This window comes from Mesorhizobium sp. M1399, assembly GCF_040317735.1.
GTDB lineage: Bacteria > Pseudomonadota > Alphaproteobacteria > Rhizobiales > Rhizobiaceae > Mesorhizobium.
In genome coordinates this window covers 241,381-257,702 of record NZ_JAMYKZ010000012.1, presented here as the reverse complement: position 1 = coordinate 257,702, position 16,322 = coordinate 241,381, and the positions used below count along the sequence as shown (strand labels likewise).

Annotated in this window: 17 protein-coding genes; 14 read left to right on the top strand and 3 right to left on the bottom strand. The window is 62.6% G+C overall.

The genetic code is table 11. From position 1 onward, the window contains the following. Window positions 1-47: 47 nt before the first annotated feature. The 3 genes from NKH05_RS22660 to NKH05_RS22650 form a co-directional block, all read right to left on the bottom strand. Entirely contained in the window at window positions 48-695 is a 648-nt protein-coding gene (locus tag NKH05_RS22660; RefSeq protein ID WP_023717266.1) for a dihydrofolate reductase family protein, read from the bottom strand. A 399-nt stretch (window positions 696-1,094) separates the two neighbouring features. After that, on the bottom strand, window positions 1,095-2,126 hold the full coding sequence (gene hemB, locus NKH05_RS22655) for a porphobilinogen synthase (protein ID WP_023717267.1): 1,032 nt from the start codon (window positions 2,124-2,126) through the stop codon (window positions 1,095-1,097). An 87-nt stretch (window positions 2,127-2,213) separates the two neighbouring features. After that, window positions 2,214-3,293 (bottom strand): DUF8605 domain-containing protein, encoded by a 1,080-nt coding sequence (locus tag NKH05_RS22650; protein WP_353026092.1) that lies wholly within the window; start codon window positions 3,291-3,293, stop codon window positions 2,214-2,216. Between NKH05_RS22650 and NKH05_RS22645 the strand changes: the two genes are divergently transcribed. The 14 genes from NKH05_RS22645 to NKH05_RS22580 all read left to right on the top strand — a co-directional run bounded on the left by NKH05_RS22645 (window position 3,232) and on the right by NKH05_RS22580 (window position 16,320). Continuing rightward, on the top strand, window positions 3,232-4,275 hold the full coding sequence (locus NKH05_RS22645) for an enoyl-CoA hydratase/isomerase family protein (protein ID WP_352717548.1): 1,044 nt from the start codon (window positions 3,232-3,234) through the stop codon (window positions 4,273-4,275). The two genes, NKH05_RS22650 and NKH05_RS22645, sit on opposite strands and share 62 nt — an antisense overlap. Continuing rightward, window positions 4,272-4,694, top strand: coding sequence for a DUF6163 family protein (locus NKH05_RS22640; RefSeq protein WP_023717270.1), 423 nt, complete (start codon window positions 4,272-4,274; stop codon window positions 4,692-4,694). The genes NKH05_RS22645 and NKH05_RS22640 overlap by 4 nt, the downstream gene beginning before the upstream one ends. Before the next feature lie 203 nt (window positions 4,695-4,897). Further along, the gene (gene ldtR / locus NKH05_RS22635; protein WP_023674486.1) at window positions 4,898-5,413 is read left to right on the top strand and encodes a transcriptional regulator LdtR; all 516 of its coding nucleotides are present in this window, start codon (window positions 4,898-4,900) and stop codon (window positions 5,411-5,413) included. Window positions 5,414-5,750: 337 nt separating this feature from the next. Beyond that, entirely contained in the window at window positions 5,751-7,004 is a 1,254-nt protein-coding gene (locus NKH05_RS22630; protein WP_023717271.1) for a L,D-transpeptidase family protein, read from the top strand. A 295-nt stretch (window positions 7,005-7,299) separates the two neighbouring features. Then, window positions 7,300-8,613: a serine hydroxymethyltransferase gene (gene glyA, locus NKH05_RS22625; RefSeq protein WP_352856119.1), complete on the top strand. Its 1,314-nt coding sequence runs from the start codon at window positions 7,300-7,302 to the stop codon at window positions 8,611-8,613. 68 nt (window positions 8,614-8,681) lie between these two features. Then, a complete protein-coding gene (locus NKH05_RS22620) occupies window positions 8,682-9,260 on the top strand; it encodes an invasion associated locus B family protein (RefSeq protein ID WP_352481232.1) in 579 nt (192 codons plus the stop codon). Window positions 9,261-9,413: 153 nt separating this feature from the next. Beyond that, window positions 9,414-9,923, top strand: coding sequence for a transcriptional regulator NrdR (gene nrdR / locus NKH05_RS22615; protein WP_023717275.1), 510 nt, complete (start codon window positions 9,414-9,416; stop codon window positions 9,921-9,923). A 2-nt stretch (window positions 9,924-9,925) separates the two neighbouring features. Further along, window positions 9,926-11,056: a bifunctional diaminohydroxyphosphoribosylaminopyrimidine deaminase/5-amino-6-(5-phosphoribosylamino)uracil reductase RibD gene (gene ribD / locus NKH05_RS22610; RefSeq protein ID WP_023717276.1), complete on the top strand. Its 1,131-nt coding sequence runs from the start codon at window positions 9,926-9,928 to the stop codon at window positions 11,054-11,056. Between the two features lie 30 nt (window positions 11,057-11,086). Then, window positions 11,087-11,704, top strand: a complete 618-nt coding sequence (locus tag NKH05_RS22605; protein ID WP_023717277.1) for a riboflavin synthase — start codon at window positions 11,087-11,089, stop codon at window positions 11,702-11,704. A 130-nt stretch (window positions 11,705-11,834) separates the two neighbouring features. Then, window positions 11,835-12,329, top strand: coding sequence for a 6,7-dimethyl-8-ribityllumazine synthase (gene ribH, locus NKH05_RS22600; RefSeq protein WP_023717278.1), 495 nt, complete (start codon window positions 11,835-11,837; stop codon window positions 12,327-12,329). Next, the gene (gene nusB, locus NKH05_RS22595) at window positions 12,326-12,826 is read left to right on the top strand and encodes a transcription antitermination factor NusB (protein ID WP_023717279.1); all 501 of its coding nucleotides are present in this window, start codon (window positions 12,326-12,328) and stop codon (window positions 12,824-12,826) included. Before ribH ends, nusB begins: the two co-directional genes overlap by 4 nt. Next, on the top strand, window positions 12,823-14,040 hold the full coding sequence (locus NKH05_RS22590; protein WP_352856115.1) for an MFS transporter: 1,218 nt from the start codon (window positions 12,823-12,825) through the stop codon (window positions 14,038-14,040). The genes nusB and NKH05_RS22590 overlap by 4 nt, the downstream gene beginning before the upstream one ends. Window positions 14,041-14,199: 159 nt before the next feature. Further along, entirely contained in the window at window positions 14,200-15,111 is a 912-nt protein-coding gene (gene osmF, locus NKH05_RS22585; protein WP_352481230.1) for a glycine betaine ABC transporter substrate-binding protein OsmF, read from the top strand. Window positions 15,112-15,153: 42 nt separating this feature from the next. Further along, on the top strand, window positions 15,154-16,320 hold the full coding sequence (locus NKH05_RS22580; protein ID WP_352481229.1) for an ABC transporter permease: 1,167 nt from the start codon (window positions 15,154-15,156) through the stop codon (window positions 16,318-16,320). Window positions 16,321-16,322: the final 2 nt, after the last annotated feature.

Genomic DNA, 16,322 nt, shown 5'->3' with positions numbered 1-16,322 from the left:
AGCAGCGAGGAGGGGCGCTGCCTCCGTGGGCAGCGCCCTGCAACAAGCTAGGCGCGCTCGATGATGACATGCGTGGCCTTCGGCGTCGCGACCTGCTCGCTGCAGCGGTAGCCGAGCTTGGGCATGTCGATGCCGGCAAAAAGGCTCTCGCCTGCGCCGAGCAGGACAGGTGAGATCGCCAGATGCATCTCGTCGATGAGCTTTTCCTTGAGATACTGCCGGATCGTAGAAACGCCACCGCCCAGCCGTACATCCTTGCCGTCAGCCGCTGCTTTCGCCTTCTCCAGCGCTGAGTGGATGCCGTCGGTCACGAAATAGAAGGTCGTGCCGCCCTCCATGACAATGGGATCCCGCTGATGGTGCGTCAGCACGAAGACCGGCACGTGGTATGGCGGATTGTCTCCCCACCAGCCTTTCCAGCTCTCGTCAGGCCACTCGCCGCGGATCGGCCCGAACATGTTGCGGCCGAGGATCCAGGCGCCGACATTCTCGAAGCTGCGCGCGGCGAACGCCTCGTCAGTGTCCGTGGTCCCGCCATCCTTGCCGAGAACCATCTTGCGGAAGGTGCGGGTGCCGAACATCCATTCGTGCAGGGCTTCCCCGCCAACACCCAGCGGGTTCTTCAGGTCTTGGTCGGGACCGGCGCCGAAGCCGTCGATCGACAAGGTGAAAGCGCTGACGCGAAGTTTGGACATGAGAGCCTCCTTGATAACCAATTGTGAGATGCAAGCAGTTATCGGGTAGCTTAACTGATTGCATTTTGCAAGCGGTTTTTTGAATCGCCGGGGCCAATCGCTTCCAAATCATGTTGGAATGACCAATCTCAATGTTGGCGCCGCCCCTCATCCGCCTGCCGGCACCTTCTCCCCGTATAGTGACGGGGCGAAGGGGCTGGCCGCAACCTCGGCGATGTTTTTGCAACGCTGGAGATTGGCGAAATCTTTTGCGAACGCGTCTTTCTCCCCGTCACTATACGGGGAGAAATGCCCGGCAGGGCAATGAGGGGCAGCGCAAACCTGAAGCGATTGCCTGCGGTGGCCATGTCGCGCTTTGGACGAAGGAACGTTACTCGATGTGGGCGCTACGGAGGCGCATCACCCCTTCAGCATCTCAGCCACTTCCGGCGCGAAATAGGTCAGGATGCCGTCGCAGCCGGCGCGCTTGAAGGCCAGCAGCGATTCAAGCATCGCCTTTTCCCCGTCGATCCAGCCATTGGCGGCGGCGGCCTTGATCATCGAATATTCGCCCGACACTTGATAGGCGAAGGTCGGCATCTGCAACTCGTCCTTCAGCCGGCGGATGATGTCGAGATAGGGCAGGCCGGGCTTGACCATCAGCATGTCGGCGCCCTCGGCGAGATCCTGCTCGGCCTCGCGCACCGCTTCGTCGGAATTGGCGTGATCGATGTAATAGGTCTTCTTGTCGCCCTTGAGCAGGCCGGCGGTGCCGACCGCCTCGCGGTAGGGGCCGTAAAAGGCGGATGCGAACTTGGTCGCATAGGACATGATCGCTACATCCTGAAACCCATTGGCGTCCAGCGCATCGCGGATGGCACCGATCCGGCCGTCCATCATGTCCGAGGGGGCGATGATGTCGGCCCCTGCCGCCGCCTGGATGACGGCTGCTGCCGTCACCTGCTCCACCGTTTCATCATTGACGATAATGCCGTCGCGCAAGATGCCGTCATGGCCATGCGAGGTGAACGGGTCCAGCGCCGCGTCGGTGATGATGCCGATCTCCGGCACCGCGCGCTTGATGGCGCGGGTGGCGCGGTTGATGATGTTTTCCGGATCGAGGATGTGCGAACCGGTCTGATCGCGCAGGCCGAGCTCGACATTGGGGAAAGTGGCGATCGCCGGAATGCCAAGCTTAGCCGCGCGCTCAGCCTCCTTGACGGCGAGGTCGAGCGACAGGCGGAAGACGCCGGGCATGGCGGCGATCGGTTCGCGCACTTGTCTGCCGTCGACGACAAAGATCGGCCAGATCAGATCGTCGACCGAGAGCCGGTTCTCCTGGACAAGGCGGCGCGACCAATCGGCCTTGCGCATGCGCCGCAGCCGCCGGCTGCCGGTGATCTCGTCGACGCTGCGCGCGCCGGCAGGCTTTGCAGGGGTGAATTTGTTCATCGCCAAAACTCCGGATCGGGCGACTTTTACCACGAGCCTCCGCTGCTGACCAATGCGACACGATTGTGCCAGCGGTCCTGTCGGGCGCTATTCTGGTTGGCCATTGCCTGACAGGATCTGCGCAGCACCCCGCATGGCGACGCGGAATGCCTCGTCGAAGTTGACGCCGCGCACTTGCCACTTGTAGGTCTTGCCGGCCATGGCAAGCCGCCAATCGGCGATCCAGCCCAACTCCTTGTCGCTCCAGACCAGGCTGCCGGCCAAGAGCTCTTGGTTGCCGACAGTTCTCGCCAGCAATTCGGGTGAGAGCGCACGCACCTGTTCGAAAATCGCCCCGGCTTTTACGAGAGCGGCCTTGCTTGAAATGACGATCTTCATCGCCAACGGTCCGGCTGCCGATTGAAAGGACTCTGCCATATAGGGGCTTTCGTCTCCGTCGCTCGCCAAGACAAAATGCTGGCGTGCATCTTGCACAGCCAGCAGTACCGAGATGATCGGCCGCTCGCCGAGCCACGGCTTGCTGCCGAGCTCAGCAAGCACTTTATCGATCACCGGCGGCGTGTACTGGCAAGTGAGATCGTGCGGCCGGTCGTACGTGCCTTGATCATCATGATTGGGGATACCTTCCATGCGATCGCGATAGCGGAAGCTGCTGACGAAGCTGCCGGCCTTGTCGCGCAGTGCTGTCATCTGAGGTTTCGCCGGCAGGCGCTGGTCGCCGGATACCCGCACCAGCACTTTGTCGAGGCAGACCTTGAAGCCGGCCTGACGATGTTCTTCTCCCTGGCCATTGACGATGGTTTGCGACTGGTAGAGTTCTGCGAGGCTTGTCGCCAAGGCTGGATGGCCAGCCAGGCAGGTGCAGACTAACCCGATTGCCACCAGTGCAAGGCGCGAAAATCGAATCATAGACGACGTCCCCGTCGGTGCCGCGTTGCAACGCGCCTGCCATGACTTTTTCGTCATTACTGCCTGTAGCCGTCGATTGTTAGCACCGGCTTCCGGTCCGGGCCAGAGGCTGCGCTGGCGTGCCCGCCATTGACGCGGCCATGCGCCACGCTTTAGCACTTCACTCCCGGCGGGCGCGGGGAGGGATTCTCTGGCGATGGATTTTGGCGGAGGCGACGAGATTCGCTTCGAAAGATTGGGCAGGGCCGGCGTCGTCACGCTGACGCGGCCGCAGGCGCTCAATGCCGTGACCCACCGCATGGTCAAAGCGCTGGACAAGGCGCTGCGCAGCTGGGAGCGTGACGACGGCGTTGACGTCGTTGTCGTCAAGGCCGAGGGCAGGGCGTTTTCGGCAGGCGGCGACATCCTTCATATCTACGAGGCCGGCCGGGCAGGAAAGCCTCCGGTCGATTTCTTCGCCGACGAATACCGGCTGAACGCCCGTATCGCCCGTTTCAAAAAACCCTATGTCGCGCTGATCGACGGCATCGTCATGGGCGGCGGCGTCGGCATCTCCTTCCATGGCTCGCAGCGGGTGCTGACCGAGAACGCCCAGTTCGCCATGCCCGAGGTCGGCATTGGCTTTTTCCCGGATGTCGGCGCCAGCCATCTGTTGCCGGATCTCGGCGGCAGCTTCGGCATGTATCTGGCGCTGACCGGCAACCGCATCCGCCATGGCGATGCTTTGTGGTCGGGCCTGGCCACGCATACGATCAGGGCGGAGGATCAAGCTGGCTTTCTCGACCGGCTGGCGGCAAGCGGCGACCCGGAATCGGTGCTGCGCGGCTGCTTCGTCCCGGCCAAACGCGAGACCGACAGGCCGACGCTCGAAGTCATCGCCAGGCATTTCGCGCAGCCGTCGCTGGCCGATATCGTCGCCAGCCTGGAGCGGGCAGCCACTGCCGACGAGTTCGCGGCAAAGACGCTGGCCACCATCCGCACCCGGTCGCCGACCAGCCTGCATGTCGCCTGGCGCCAGATCAGAGCCGGGCAGACGTTGTCGATGGACGAGTGCATGAAAATGGAGTTCCGTATCCTCAACCGCATGCTTGCCGGGCACGACTTCTATGAAGGCATCCGTGCTGCCATCATCGACAAGGGCTCGACGCCGCAATGGCGGCCGACAGGCATCGATAAGGTCAGCGCCGTCGACGTCGATGCCTATTTCGCACCGCTCGGCGAACGGGAACTGAAGTTGTGAGCGAGGCCGCCTCGAGACGCGTGGTGCTGCAGCCCTCGACGGTCGAGGTCATCTTCGCCTGGTTCCAGCGCGTCATCGCCGGCTACTGCCTGCTGTTCGGCATCTTGTACTGGATTCGGCTGATCGGCTTTTACCCCGGCCCCTTATGGCGCTTCGACCTGATGCCGGTGCACTGGCAGGTGGCGGCGGTGGTGCTGGCGGTGTTTTTTCCATTCGCCGCCGCCGGCCTGTGGATGCTGGCGTCCTGGGGGCCGGTGATCTGGTTCATTTGCGCGGTGACCGAGACGGTCATGTATGCCGGCTTCCCCGAGCTGTTCGGCCACCGGCTGCTGATCGTCGCCTCGCATCTTGCGGTGGCGCTGCTCTACATCGTATTCCGCGTGGTGATCTGGATCCAGAAGCGGCAGGCCCGGCGATAGCAATTCCGGTCAAGGATCGGTGGCTAAATCTTTAGGTTAATTATCCTTGCTCGGGTGACCGTCCGTTAAGCCTCTTTCGAAACCCCTTACCGGTAAGCTCTTGTTAGCCTTGGCGTTTAAGTCGAATTTTATGAGTATTCGATAGTGTCGTGATCAAGGTGAAGAACAAAAAATCACCGGGCGACAAACGAGAGGCAAAGACAATGATCAATTCGCGTCCGGCGGCGAAGACCGCCAACGTATCCGATGACCGCCGCGAGGCGATCCGTTCGCTGTACATGGAATCGCTGCAGTTGGTCGAACGGCTGCATCGCCGTCTGCTTGACGTGATCAAGGACGAATTCGACCGCAACGGCCGCTCCGACATCAACGCCATCCAGGCGCTGCTCCTGTTCAACATTGGCAATTCGGAGCTGACCGCCGGCGAACTGCGCTCGCGCGGCTACTATCTCGGCTCGAATGTCTCCTACAATCTGAAGAAGCTGGTCGATCTCGGCTTCATCAATCACCAGCGCTCGCGCATCGACCGCCGTTCTGTGCGGGTTTCGCTGACGCCGAAGGGCAATGAGGTGGCGGAGGTCGTCGCCGGCCTATATGAGCGCCATGTCGGCTCGATCGAGCAGGTCGGCGGCATCAACACCGAAGAGTTCAAGCAGATGAACCGCGCCCTCCAGCGGCTGGACCGGTTCTGGAACGATACCATCGCATACCGGATGTAATCGCACCCGCTGCATCAAGATCTGAAGCTGGACCACGGAAGCGCTCCCGCGGAGCGGACCAAAGGCCGATGCCGAAAAGCACCGGTCTTTCCGTTTCGTCAGGCCGGCCGATCCAAATTCGAGCAACAGCCACGTTGCCGCCATATTCCAGTGGAACCGAAGATGCGGGTGATGCTGGGGCCAAAGCCGTGCATTTGTCCTGTGCTCAAATCACTTCCATGTGTTTTTACACCGAAGTGATGCGGGCCATGGTTGGCTAATTGTTAAGAAGCCAACTCTAGAGTGCGGGCGAGACCGCCCGGTAGGTTGAATTGTAGCAAGAATGTCTGGACCGCCCATGAGAACCAGCCGCCGTTTCTTCCTTTCAGGAGCCTCCGCGCTCGCAGCCGCTATGGTCGCCGGCCGCGCCAGTGCGCAGGATGTGATCGGGGATATCCTGAAATCCTCGGCCCGCGGCAATTGGGACGACCAGTTCGACGCCCGCCCCAGCCAGGGCGGCAAGGTGGCCTCGACGCTGCCGATCTTCAGCCTGCAGACCGTTTCGTTCACCGAGCAGGCGGTCGCGCAATACCAGAACATTGTCGCCCAGGGCGGCTGGGAGCCGGTTCCCGACACCAAGAAATTGCAGCTCGGCGTCGACGATCCGGACGTGGTCCCGCTGCGCAAGCGTCTGATGATTGCGGGCGATCTGGCGCAGAGCGCCGGCATTTCGACAGCCTTCGATTCCTATGTCGACTCCGCGGTCAAGCGCTTCCAGGCGCGCCATGGCCTGCCTGCCGACGGGACGCTGGGCCAATATTCTTATGCCGCGATGAATGTTTCGGCGCCAATTCGGCTCGGCCAGTTGCAGACCAATCTGCAGCGGCTGCGCGAGCGCGCCGGCACGCTGGGCAACCGTTACGTGCTGGTCGACATCCCGGGCGCCCAGATCGAAGCCGTTGAGAACGATCGCGTCGTGCTGCGCCATACCGCAATCGTCGGCAAAATCGACCGGCAGACGCCGATCGTCAATTCCAAGATCAACGAGATCATCGTCAATCCCTACTGGAACGCGCCGGTCTCGATCGTGCGCAAGGACATCATTCCGCTGATGCGGAAGGACCCCAACTATCTCAAGGACAGCCACATCCGTCTGTTCGCGCCGGATGGCAGCGAGGTTGATCCGCTGACCGTCGACTGGTCGACCGACGACGCCGAGAAGTACCGCTTCCGCCAGGATCCGGGCGCTGGCAACGCCATGGCCTCGGTCAAGATCAATTTCCCCAGCCCGGACGGCGTCTACATGCACGACACGCCGCAGCAGAGCCTGTTCGGCAAGATGATGCGCTTCGATTCCTCGGGCTGCGTGCGCGTCCAGAACGTGCGCGACCTCGTCACCTGGATTCTGCGCGATACGCCGGGCTGGAATCGCCAGCACTTCGAGGCGGCGATCAAGAGCGGCGAGAACGTCCCGGTGCAGGTCACCAATCCGGTGGCGGTCTATTTCCTCTACATCTCGGCCTGGTCGACGGGGCCGGGCGTGGTGCAGTTCCGCGACGACATTTACGGCCTTGACGGGGCCAACGAGCTGCAGATCACATCCGCGCTCTAAGCAGCTGAGCTCATTTGCAAAAGGCCGCCGCAAGGGCGGCCTTTTTTATTGTCGTCGTCGTTCTCTGAGCTTTGCGCATGATTCCGAAAATCGGCTCGCCACGGATCACATGCAAACCATGCGGCGCTGTTCAGGAAATCACGCGAAGCCCTGCTGTCGGCCGGCAGGCGAGGAAATAATGTGCTTTCAGGGCGCTGGCGCAATCCGGCCAGCAAATTTCGCGCAGCAAACGTGGCGGGCCGAAAGCAACTGTGTTAATGGCGCGACAGACCCCGAACCTTGAGGATTTCAGCCCATGGCAACAGCAGCGGCAGTGTCGAACAAATTCGAATCCTTCTTCGAAACCACGCTTGCCGATGCCGACCCCGAGATTTTCGGCGCCATCCGCAACGAACTCGGCCGCCAGCGCCATGAGATCGAGCTGATTGCCTCGGAAAACATCGTCTCGCGCGCCGTGCTCGAGGCGCAAGGGTCGATCATGACCAACAAATATGCCGAGGGCTATCCGGGCAAGCGCTACTATGGCGGCTGCCAATTCGTCGATGTCGCCGAGGAACTGGCCATCGAACGCGCGAAAAAGCTGTTCGGCTGCAACTTCGCCAACGTCCAGCCGAATTCCGGCAGCCAGATGAACCAGGCGGTGTTCCTGGCGTTGCTGCAGCCCGGCGACACCTTCATGGGCCTCGACCTCAATTCCGGCGGCCACCTGACGCATGGCTCGCCTGTCAATATGAGCGGCAAATGGTTCAAGGTTGTCTCCTATGGCGTGCGCAGGGAAGATCATCTGCTCGACATGGATGCGATCGAGAAGACCGCCCATGAGACCAAGCCGAAATTGATCCTGGCCGGCGGCACCGCCTATTCACGCGTCTGGGACTGGAAGCGTTTTCGCGAGATTGCCGATTCGATCGGTGCCTATCTGATGGTCGACATGGCCCACATCGCCGGCCTGGTCGCCGGCGGCGTGCATCCGTCGCCGCTGCCGCACGCCCACGTGGTCACCACCACGACGCACAAATCGCTGCGCGGCCCGCGCGGCGGCATGATCCTTTGCAATGACGAGGAGATTGCCAAGAAGATGAATTCGGCCGTCTTCCCCGGCCTGCAGGGCGGACCGCTGATGCATGTCATCGCCGCCAAGGCGGTGGCTCTGGGCGAAGCGCTGAACCCGAGCTTCAAGATATATGCGGAGAGCGTCGTCGCAAATGCCAAGGCGCTGGCCTCCAGCCTGCAGGAAACCGGTCTCGACATCGTCTCCGGCGGTACCGACAACCATCTGATGCTGGTCGATCTGCGTCCCAAGAACGCCACCGGCAAGCGCGCCGAAGCTGCCCTTGGCCGCGCTAACATCACCTGCAACAAGAACGGCATCCCCTTCGATCCGGAAAAGCCCTTCGTGACCTCGGGCGTTCGGCTCGGCACGCCGGCCGGCACCACGCGCGGCTTCGGCCAGGCCGAGTTCCGTGAGATCGGCAAGCTGATCGCCGAAGTGCTGGATGGACTGAAGGTCGCCAATTCCGATGAGGGCAATGCGGCCGTCGAGACAGCCGTGAAGGCCAAGGTGGCGGCATTGACGGATCGTTTTCCGCTTTATCCGTATCTTGGTTGACCGACGCTAGTGACCTCCATGTGCGGGACAATCCCGGTGCGACAGCAAGGCACCTGCGGAGAAGCTCAATGATGCCAACTTTCCGTTTCGCCGGCTTTGGTGCCTTGCTGGCATCGGCTATCTTGCAGCTGTCCGGCCTCGCCTTGGCACAGACCGAGCCGACCCCGGCAGCACCCAAGACAGAGACCTTCGGCAGGTGGTCCACCACGGTGGACGAGGTCAACACCGGTGAGGATGTGCGCAAGACCTGCGCCGCCTCGACGGTCTTTTTCGACGCAAACGGCACCAGCGGCACCCTTACGCTAGCCATCTCGAATGGCGACGTACTGCCGCCCGAGGGCTATCCGAGCCTCATCATCGCCGTGAGAAACGGTGACTTGCCTAAGGGCGACAACATCCCGGCGGTGTTCCGCGACGTCAACGACAAGATCAAGGCTGGTTTTCATCTTATCGCCGACGGCCAGTGGATAGTGAACAACAAGCCCGAGACAACCCTCGCCATACTGCGTGCCATGCGCCGTACCAGCGCCCTCGATGTCAGCTTCGCCGACAAGCCGGTCGCGACCATATCGATGGACGGCTTCACCAAGGCCTATCGCTATCTCGGCACGTCCTGCGGCTTCCCGACCGGCGACGTCGCTCCCTGATTGGCGGATTGCCGTCCAACTGATTGCCGCTCTCGCAATTTTCCTCGTGCCTCGCTATCTCTGAGACGCGATCGGTCATCGGCCATACTTTGCCATCGTGGCAAAAACCTCTAAGCCTTTCGCTCCACGAGAATCGCGATCCGAAGGCTCTCCATGCGCTGTCCCTACTGCCAGTCCGAAGATACGCAGGTGAAGGATTCGCGCCCCGCCGAAGACGGCGCGGCGATCCGCAGGCGGCGCGTCTGCCCGGATTGCGGCGGCCGCTTCACCACTTTCGAGCGCGTCCAATTGCGCGATCTCGTCGTGGTGAAGAAGTCGGGACGCAAGGTGCCGTTCGACCGCGACAAGCTGCTGCGCTCGGTCGAGATTGCGGTACGCAAGCGTAACGTCGACCCGGAGCGCATCGACCGCGCGGTGACCGGCATAGTGCGCCAGCTGGAAAGCTCGGGCGAGACCGAGGTCGCCTCCGGCGAAGTCGGCCGGCTGGTCATGGAGGCGCTTAAGTCGCTCGACGATGTCGCCTATGTGCGCTTTGCCTCCGTCTACCGCAATTTCCGCGAGGCCAAGGATTTCCACGACGTGTTGGGCGAGCTCAAAGGCGACGAGCTCAAAAGTGACGAGCCCAGGGGCCGAGAGCTGAAGAGCGAAGAGGACGCCGGCTGAGCATGGCAGGGTCCGAGCGCAGCACGGCGAAGCAAGAGGTCCTCGATCGCCGCTATATGGCGGCAGCCCTCAGGCTGTCGCGCAAAAATGCCGGCCGGACGTCGACCAATCCTTCCGTCGGCACGCTCATCGTACGCGATGACGGCGACGGGCCAATGATCGTCGGCAGCGGCGTCACGGCCGTCGGCGGCCGGCCGCATGCCGAAACCGAGGCGCTGGCCGAGGCCGGTGAGCTGGCGCAAGGCGCCACCGCCTATGTAACGCTGGAGCCTTGCGCCCATCACGGCCGCACGCCGCCTTGCGCCAATGCGCTGGTCAGCGCCGGCGTGGCGCGGGTGGTTGGCGCTGCCAGCGATCCGGACCCGCGTGTTTCCGGCAAGGGCTACGCCATCTTGCGTGCCGCGGGCGTCGAGGTGATGGAAAAAGTGCTGGCGGCCAAGGCCGCGGAGCAGATGGCCGGCTATTTGATTCGATCTCTGAAAAAACGCCCGGAAGTGATTCTAAAGCTTGCGCTTTCGAGCGACAATAAGATCGGCGTGAAAGGCGAGGGGCAGGTCTCCATTACCGGCGATATCGCGCGGCGCGAAGTCTATCTGATGCGCGCCGAAGCGGACGGCATATTGATCGGCATCGGCACCGCGCTGGAGGACGATCCGGCGCTGACGGTGCGGCTGCCGGGACTTGAGAACCGTTCGCCGGCGCGCATCGTGCTCGACCGCCAGATCAGGCTGCCGGAGACCTCGAAGCTGGTTTCCGGCGTCGACCGGGTCCCGCTCTATGTCGCCGCGTGTGCCGAGGCCGATCCACGTCGGCGGGCCGCGCTCGAACGCACCGGAGTGCGCTTCATCGGCACTGAGACGTATGAAGGCGATATTGCGCTGCCGGAACTGCTCGAGGATCTGGCGGCGCTGGGCATGGCGAGCGTGCTGGTCGAGGGCGGCGCCAAGGTGGCCAAGGCGTTCCTCGACGAACAACTCGTCGATCGCATCGTGCTGTTTCAGGGGCCGGATGCGATCGGCGAGGACGGCATTGCATCGCCGATAGATGCCAACCATATCCCGCCGGGATTTCGCAAATTGCGCGACATGCGTTTCGGCGAAGACACATATGCCGAATGGACAAGAGACATTTAGGACCGAACTGATGTTCACTGGGCCAAAGTAATGTTCACTGGAATCGTCACCGATGTCGGCACCGTCGCCGCCGTGAAGCCGCTCAGGGAAGGCGTCGGTTTGCGCATCGACACCGCCTACGATCCGCAGACCATTGCCATTGGCGCTTCAATTTCGTGCGGCGGCGTCTGCCTGACGGTAACGGGATTGCCGGAAGACGGCGCGAACGCACGCTGGTTCGAAGTCGAGGCCTGGGAAGAAGCACTCAGGCTGACGACCGCGATGGGCTGGAAAACCGGCGCGCGCATCAACCTGGAGCGGGCGCTGAAGATCGGCGACGAGCTTGGCGGCCATATCGTGTCAGGCCATGTCGACGGAATGGCCGAGATCGTGGCCCGCAAGGAAGAGGGTGACGCCGTTCGCTTTACCCTGGAAGCACCGCGCGAGCTTGCCAAATTCATCGCCCCCAAGGGTTCCGTCGCGCTCGACGGCACTTCGCTCACCGTCAACAAGGTCGAAGGCACCCGCTTCGACGTGCTATTGATCCACCACTCGCTGACGGTCACCACCTGGGGCGAACGCCAGGTCGGCGACCGCGTCAACCTCGAGATCGACACCATGGCCCGCTACGCGGCGCGACTGGTGGAGGCGGCCAAAGAGGGACTTTGAGGCGATCGCCCATAAAGTCCATTCCCTGATGCGGCCGCCACCGGGTTGGCCTTGAACGTTCCTTCAGCAATCTTCCGCTTGCGATCAAACCGGCTTCGGCCTAAGTCACCGGCGATCCCCGGAGACATCTATGGCTGGCACATCCCAACACGGCAAAGCGTTCATCCGTCCGAAGAAGAAGGCCCACCTTCTTGTCATCGAGGCGCGCTTTCACGACGACCTTGCGGACGCGTTGCTCGAAGGCGCGACCAGCGCGCTCGACGAAGCGGGCGCGACATACGATGTCGTCACCGTTCCGGGCTCGCTCGAAATCCCGGCGGTGATTTCCTTCGCGCTCGACGGTGCTTCCGAAGGCGGGACGAGCTATGACGGTTTCGTCGCCCTCGGCACGGTGGTCCGCGGCGACACCTATCATTTCGATATCGTCGCCAATGAATCCAGCCGTGCCCTGATGGACCTGTCCGTGCAGGATTCAGTCTGCATCGGCAATGGCATCCTGACCACCGAAAACGACGAACAGGCCTGGACACGGGCCAGGCGCTCCGAAGGCGACAAGGGCGGCTTTGCGGCGCGTGCGGCGCTGACCATGATCGCCCTAAAGGAACAACTGGGAGAGCGAACGTGAGCGAACCCGCTTCGCCCGGCCAGCCTGCGGTTCGCCATGCCAACAAGCGCGGTGCTGCCCGCCTGGCGGCTGTGCAGGCGCTCTACCAGATGGATGTCGCCGGCAGCGGCGTGTTTGAGATCACCGCCGAATACGAGGCGTTCAGGCTCGGCAAGGAAGTCGACGGCGCGCTCTATCGCGAGGCCGATGCGCAATGGTTTCGCGCCATTCTTGCCGGCGTTGTCGAGCACCAGAAGACCATCGATCCGATTATCCGCCAGGCGCTGACCGAGGACTGGCCGCTGTCGAGGCTCGATTCGACGTTGCGCGCCATATTGCGTGCCGGCGTCTACGAATTGATGAAACGCGAGGACGTGCCGGTGGCGGTCATCGTCTCCGAATATGTCGACATCGCCAAGGCATTTTACGAAGAAGACGAGCCGAAACTGGTCAATGCGGTGCTTGATCGCGTGTCGCGCCGCGTGCGTGGCGAGGGCCGCGGCAAGGACGCCTCATGACTGCTATCGTCGTCGTTGAGGCCGGCAAGGAAGCGCGTCGCACCGCTTTCATCCTCGCAGCCTCGCAGGCGATCATCGGTTCGGCGGCACCCATCGCCATTTCCATGGGCGGACTGGCCGGGCAGTACCTCCTCGAAGCCGACAAGTCGCTGGCAACCGCGCCGATCACCGGCTTCAATGTCGGCGTGGCGCTCGGTTCCCTGCCGGCCGCGGCGATCATCCGCCGGCTCGGCCAGCGCGACGGCTTCATGACCGGCACTGCGGTCACAGCGCTTGGCGGGCTGGTCGCTACGTTGGCGCTGTTTCATGCCAGCTTCTGGCTGTTCGCTTTCGGCCTTGCCGTGATCGGGATCGGCGGTGCCTTTGTCCAGCAATTCCGCTTTGCCGCCGCCGACAATGCTCCGCCTGAATTCAAGGCGCGCGCCATCTCCTTCGTGCTGGCCGGCGGCATCGTCACCGCCATACTTGGGCCGCAGATCGTCATTTTCACCGGCGACCTGTTCTCGCCGGTGAAGTTTGCCGGCTCGTTTGCGTCCATCCTGGTGCTGGCGGCGGTTGGCGCCGCCATCCTCTCTTTATTGCGCATCCCAGCCAAGGCAACCGAGAAGGTGGAAATCGCCGACAGCGACGCCCGGCCGCTCTTAGAAATCGTCACCAGGCCGCGCTTCGTCGCGGCGCTGTTTTGCGCCATCGGCAGCTACGCGCTGATGAGCTTCGTCATGACCGGCGCGCCGCTGGCCATGGTCGGCTGCGGCCTTTCGACCGACGACGCCACGCTCGGCATTTCCTGGCATGTGATGGCGATGTTCGCGCCCAGCTTCTTCACGGGGTCGCTGATTTATCGTTTTGGCGCGGAGCGGATCGTGGCCATCGGCCTGGTGCAGCTCATTGGCTGCGGTATAGTCGCGCTGTCGGGGTTGGCACTGTGGCAGTTCTGGACAACGCTGATCCTGCTCGGCCTCGGCTGGAACTTCAGCTTCATCGGCGCCACCGCCATGGTGGCTGACAGCTACCAGCCATCCGAAAAAGGCAAGGTCCAGGGGTTCCACGATTTCGTCCTGTTCGGCTCCGTCGCCTTCGCCTCGCTGATGTCGGGCGCGGTCTACAATGCCTGGGGCTGGGAGATGCTGAACTGGATGATTTTTCCGGTCGTCGCGCTGTGCTTCGTGGCACTGGGCGTGTTGAAGATGACGGGCTTGCGTGCGGCCAGCTGACGCCACGCTGTCGGGACGAGACAACAGCGGATTCACCCAAATCCGAACAAAATTATTGCGTCCATCACGCTTCTTATGAAACCGTGTACCCCGACGGGGCATCGAAGCCATGCTCATATGCGGCAGCCATATTCCGGTTCACAGCAAGGGATTTGTGATATGTTTTCAATCAAGGTTCTGGCCGGCACCGTGCTGGCGCTCGGCATCACGGTGGCCTCGGCGAGTGCCCAGGTGGTGGTGTCGTCGAAGATCGACACCGAGGGCGGCGTGCTCGGCAACATCATCCAGCTGGTGCTGAACGCCAATAATATCCAGACCACCGACCGCATCCAACTCGGCGGCACGCCTGTGGTACGCAAGGCAATTACGGCCGGCGAGATCGACATCTATCCGGAATACACCGGCAACGCCGCATTCTTCTTCGAGAAGGCCGACGATCCGGTGTGGAAGGATGCCGCTAAGGCCTACGAGACTGCCAAGAAGCTCGATTACGACGCCAACAAGATCGTCTGGCTGTCCCCGTCACCGGCTAACAACACCTGGGCGATCGCCCTGCGTAAGGAGGTCGCCGATACCAACAAGCTCGTCACCCTTTCCGACTTCGGCAAATATGTCTCGGGCGGCGGCAAGGTGGTGCTGGCGGCGTCCGCCGAGTTCGTCAATTCGGCGGCCGCGCTGCCCGCTTTCCAGAAGACCTATGGCTTTACGCTGAAGCCGGACCAGTTGATCACGCTGTCGGGCGGCGATACGGCGGCGACCATTGCCGCTGCGGCCAACCAGACCAACGGCGCCAACGCGGCCATGGTCTACGGCACCGACGGCGGCATCGCGCCCTCCGGCCTCGTCGTGCTTGAGGACGACAAGGGTGTGCAGCCGGTCTACCAGCCGGCGCCGATCATCCGCGAGGCGGTGCTGAAGGAGCACCCGGAAATCGAGACGCTGCTGAAGCCGGTCTTCGCCAAGCTCGATCTCGTCACGCTGCAGGAGTTGAATGGCCGCGTCCAGGTTGGCGGCGAACCGGTCAAGGGCGTCGCCGAAGACTTTTTGAAAAAGAACGGCTTCCTCAAGTAAGGCGATTCCGGCGCGCCGCTTTCGAGGTGCGCGGATCGGCCGATGGGGGAGGGCGTGCGCATCCGGTTTGACAAGCTCGGCGTGGTTATCGCGGCGATATCAGCCTATGCGGCTTTTGCGGCACCATTCGCCACGTTCCGCGCCAATCGCATCGTACCCGGCGAGGCGCGCTCGATCCTCGAATCTTTGCCTGCGGCGGTCGGTGCGCTATTGATGGCGATTGTTGTCGCAGCGGCGCTCATTGCATTGCTGAAAACGCCGCTTGCTCTGCGCCTCGCCGCCAGTGTGGTTGCACTTGCGGCGCTGGCGCTGCTGATCGGCGTTGCCGGCAGCTTCCTGACGACCGCCGGCAACACCTTCGCCCGTATCTCGCCGGCTTCGGGCTTCTGGCTGTTTATCTTCGCCTTCACGCTTCTGCTCGCCGACGTGCTTACAAGGCTGAACCTGTCGCCGCAGGCACGGGTCGGCGTGCTTGTTGTCGCCGCAGCGGCGATCGGCCTGCTGCTGGTCTCGGGGAGCTGGAACAGCCTGTCGATCCTCAAGGAATATTTCAATCGCGCCGATAGTTTTTGGGCGGAAGGCTCCAAGCACGTGACGCTGGCGCTGGGTTCGCTGGCGGCAGCAGTGATTATCGGCCTGCCGCTCGGCATCCTCTGCCACCGCGTCGAGAAATTGCGGGCCGGCGTGCTCAACGTGCTGAACATCATTCAGACCATTCCTTCGATCGCGCTGTTCGGCCTCTTGATAGCACCGCTCGGCTGGGTCGCTTCGCATGTGCCGGGTGCTGCCGCGCTCGGCATTCGCGGCATCGGCACGGCGCCGGCTTTCGTCGCCCTGTTCCTCTATTCACTGCTGCCGGTGGTGGCCAACACCGTGGTCGGCCTTGCCGGTGTGCCGCGTGCCGCCAACGACGCAGCGCGCGGCATGGGCATGACCGACCGCCAGCGGCTGTTCGGCGTCGAGTTTCCGCTGGCTTTCCCGGTGATCCTCACCGGCATTCGCATCGTGCTGGTGCAGAATATCGGCCTCGCCACCATTGCCGCGCTGATCGGCGGCGGCGGCTTTGGCGTATTCGTATTCCAGGGAGTCGGCCAGACGGCGATGGACCTGGTGCTGCTCGGTGCCGTGCCGACGGTGGCGCTGGCCTTCGCCGCCGCCATCATCCTCGATGCAGTGATCGAAATGAGCGCCAGCAAGCGCAGGGTTTAAAC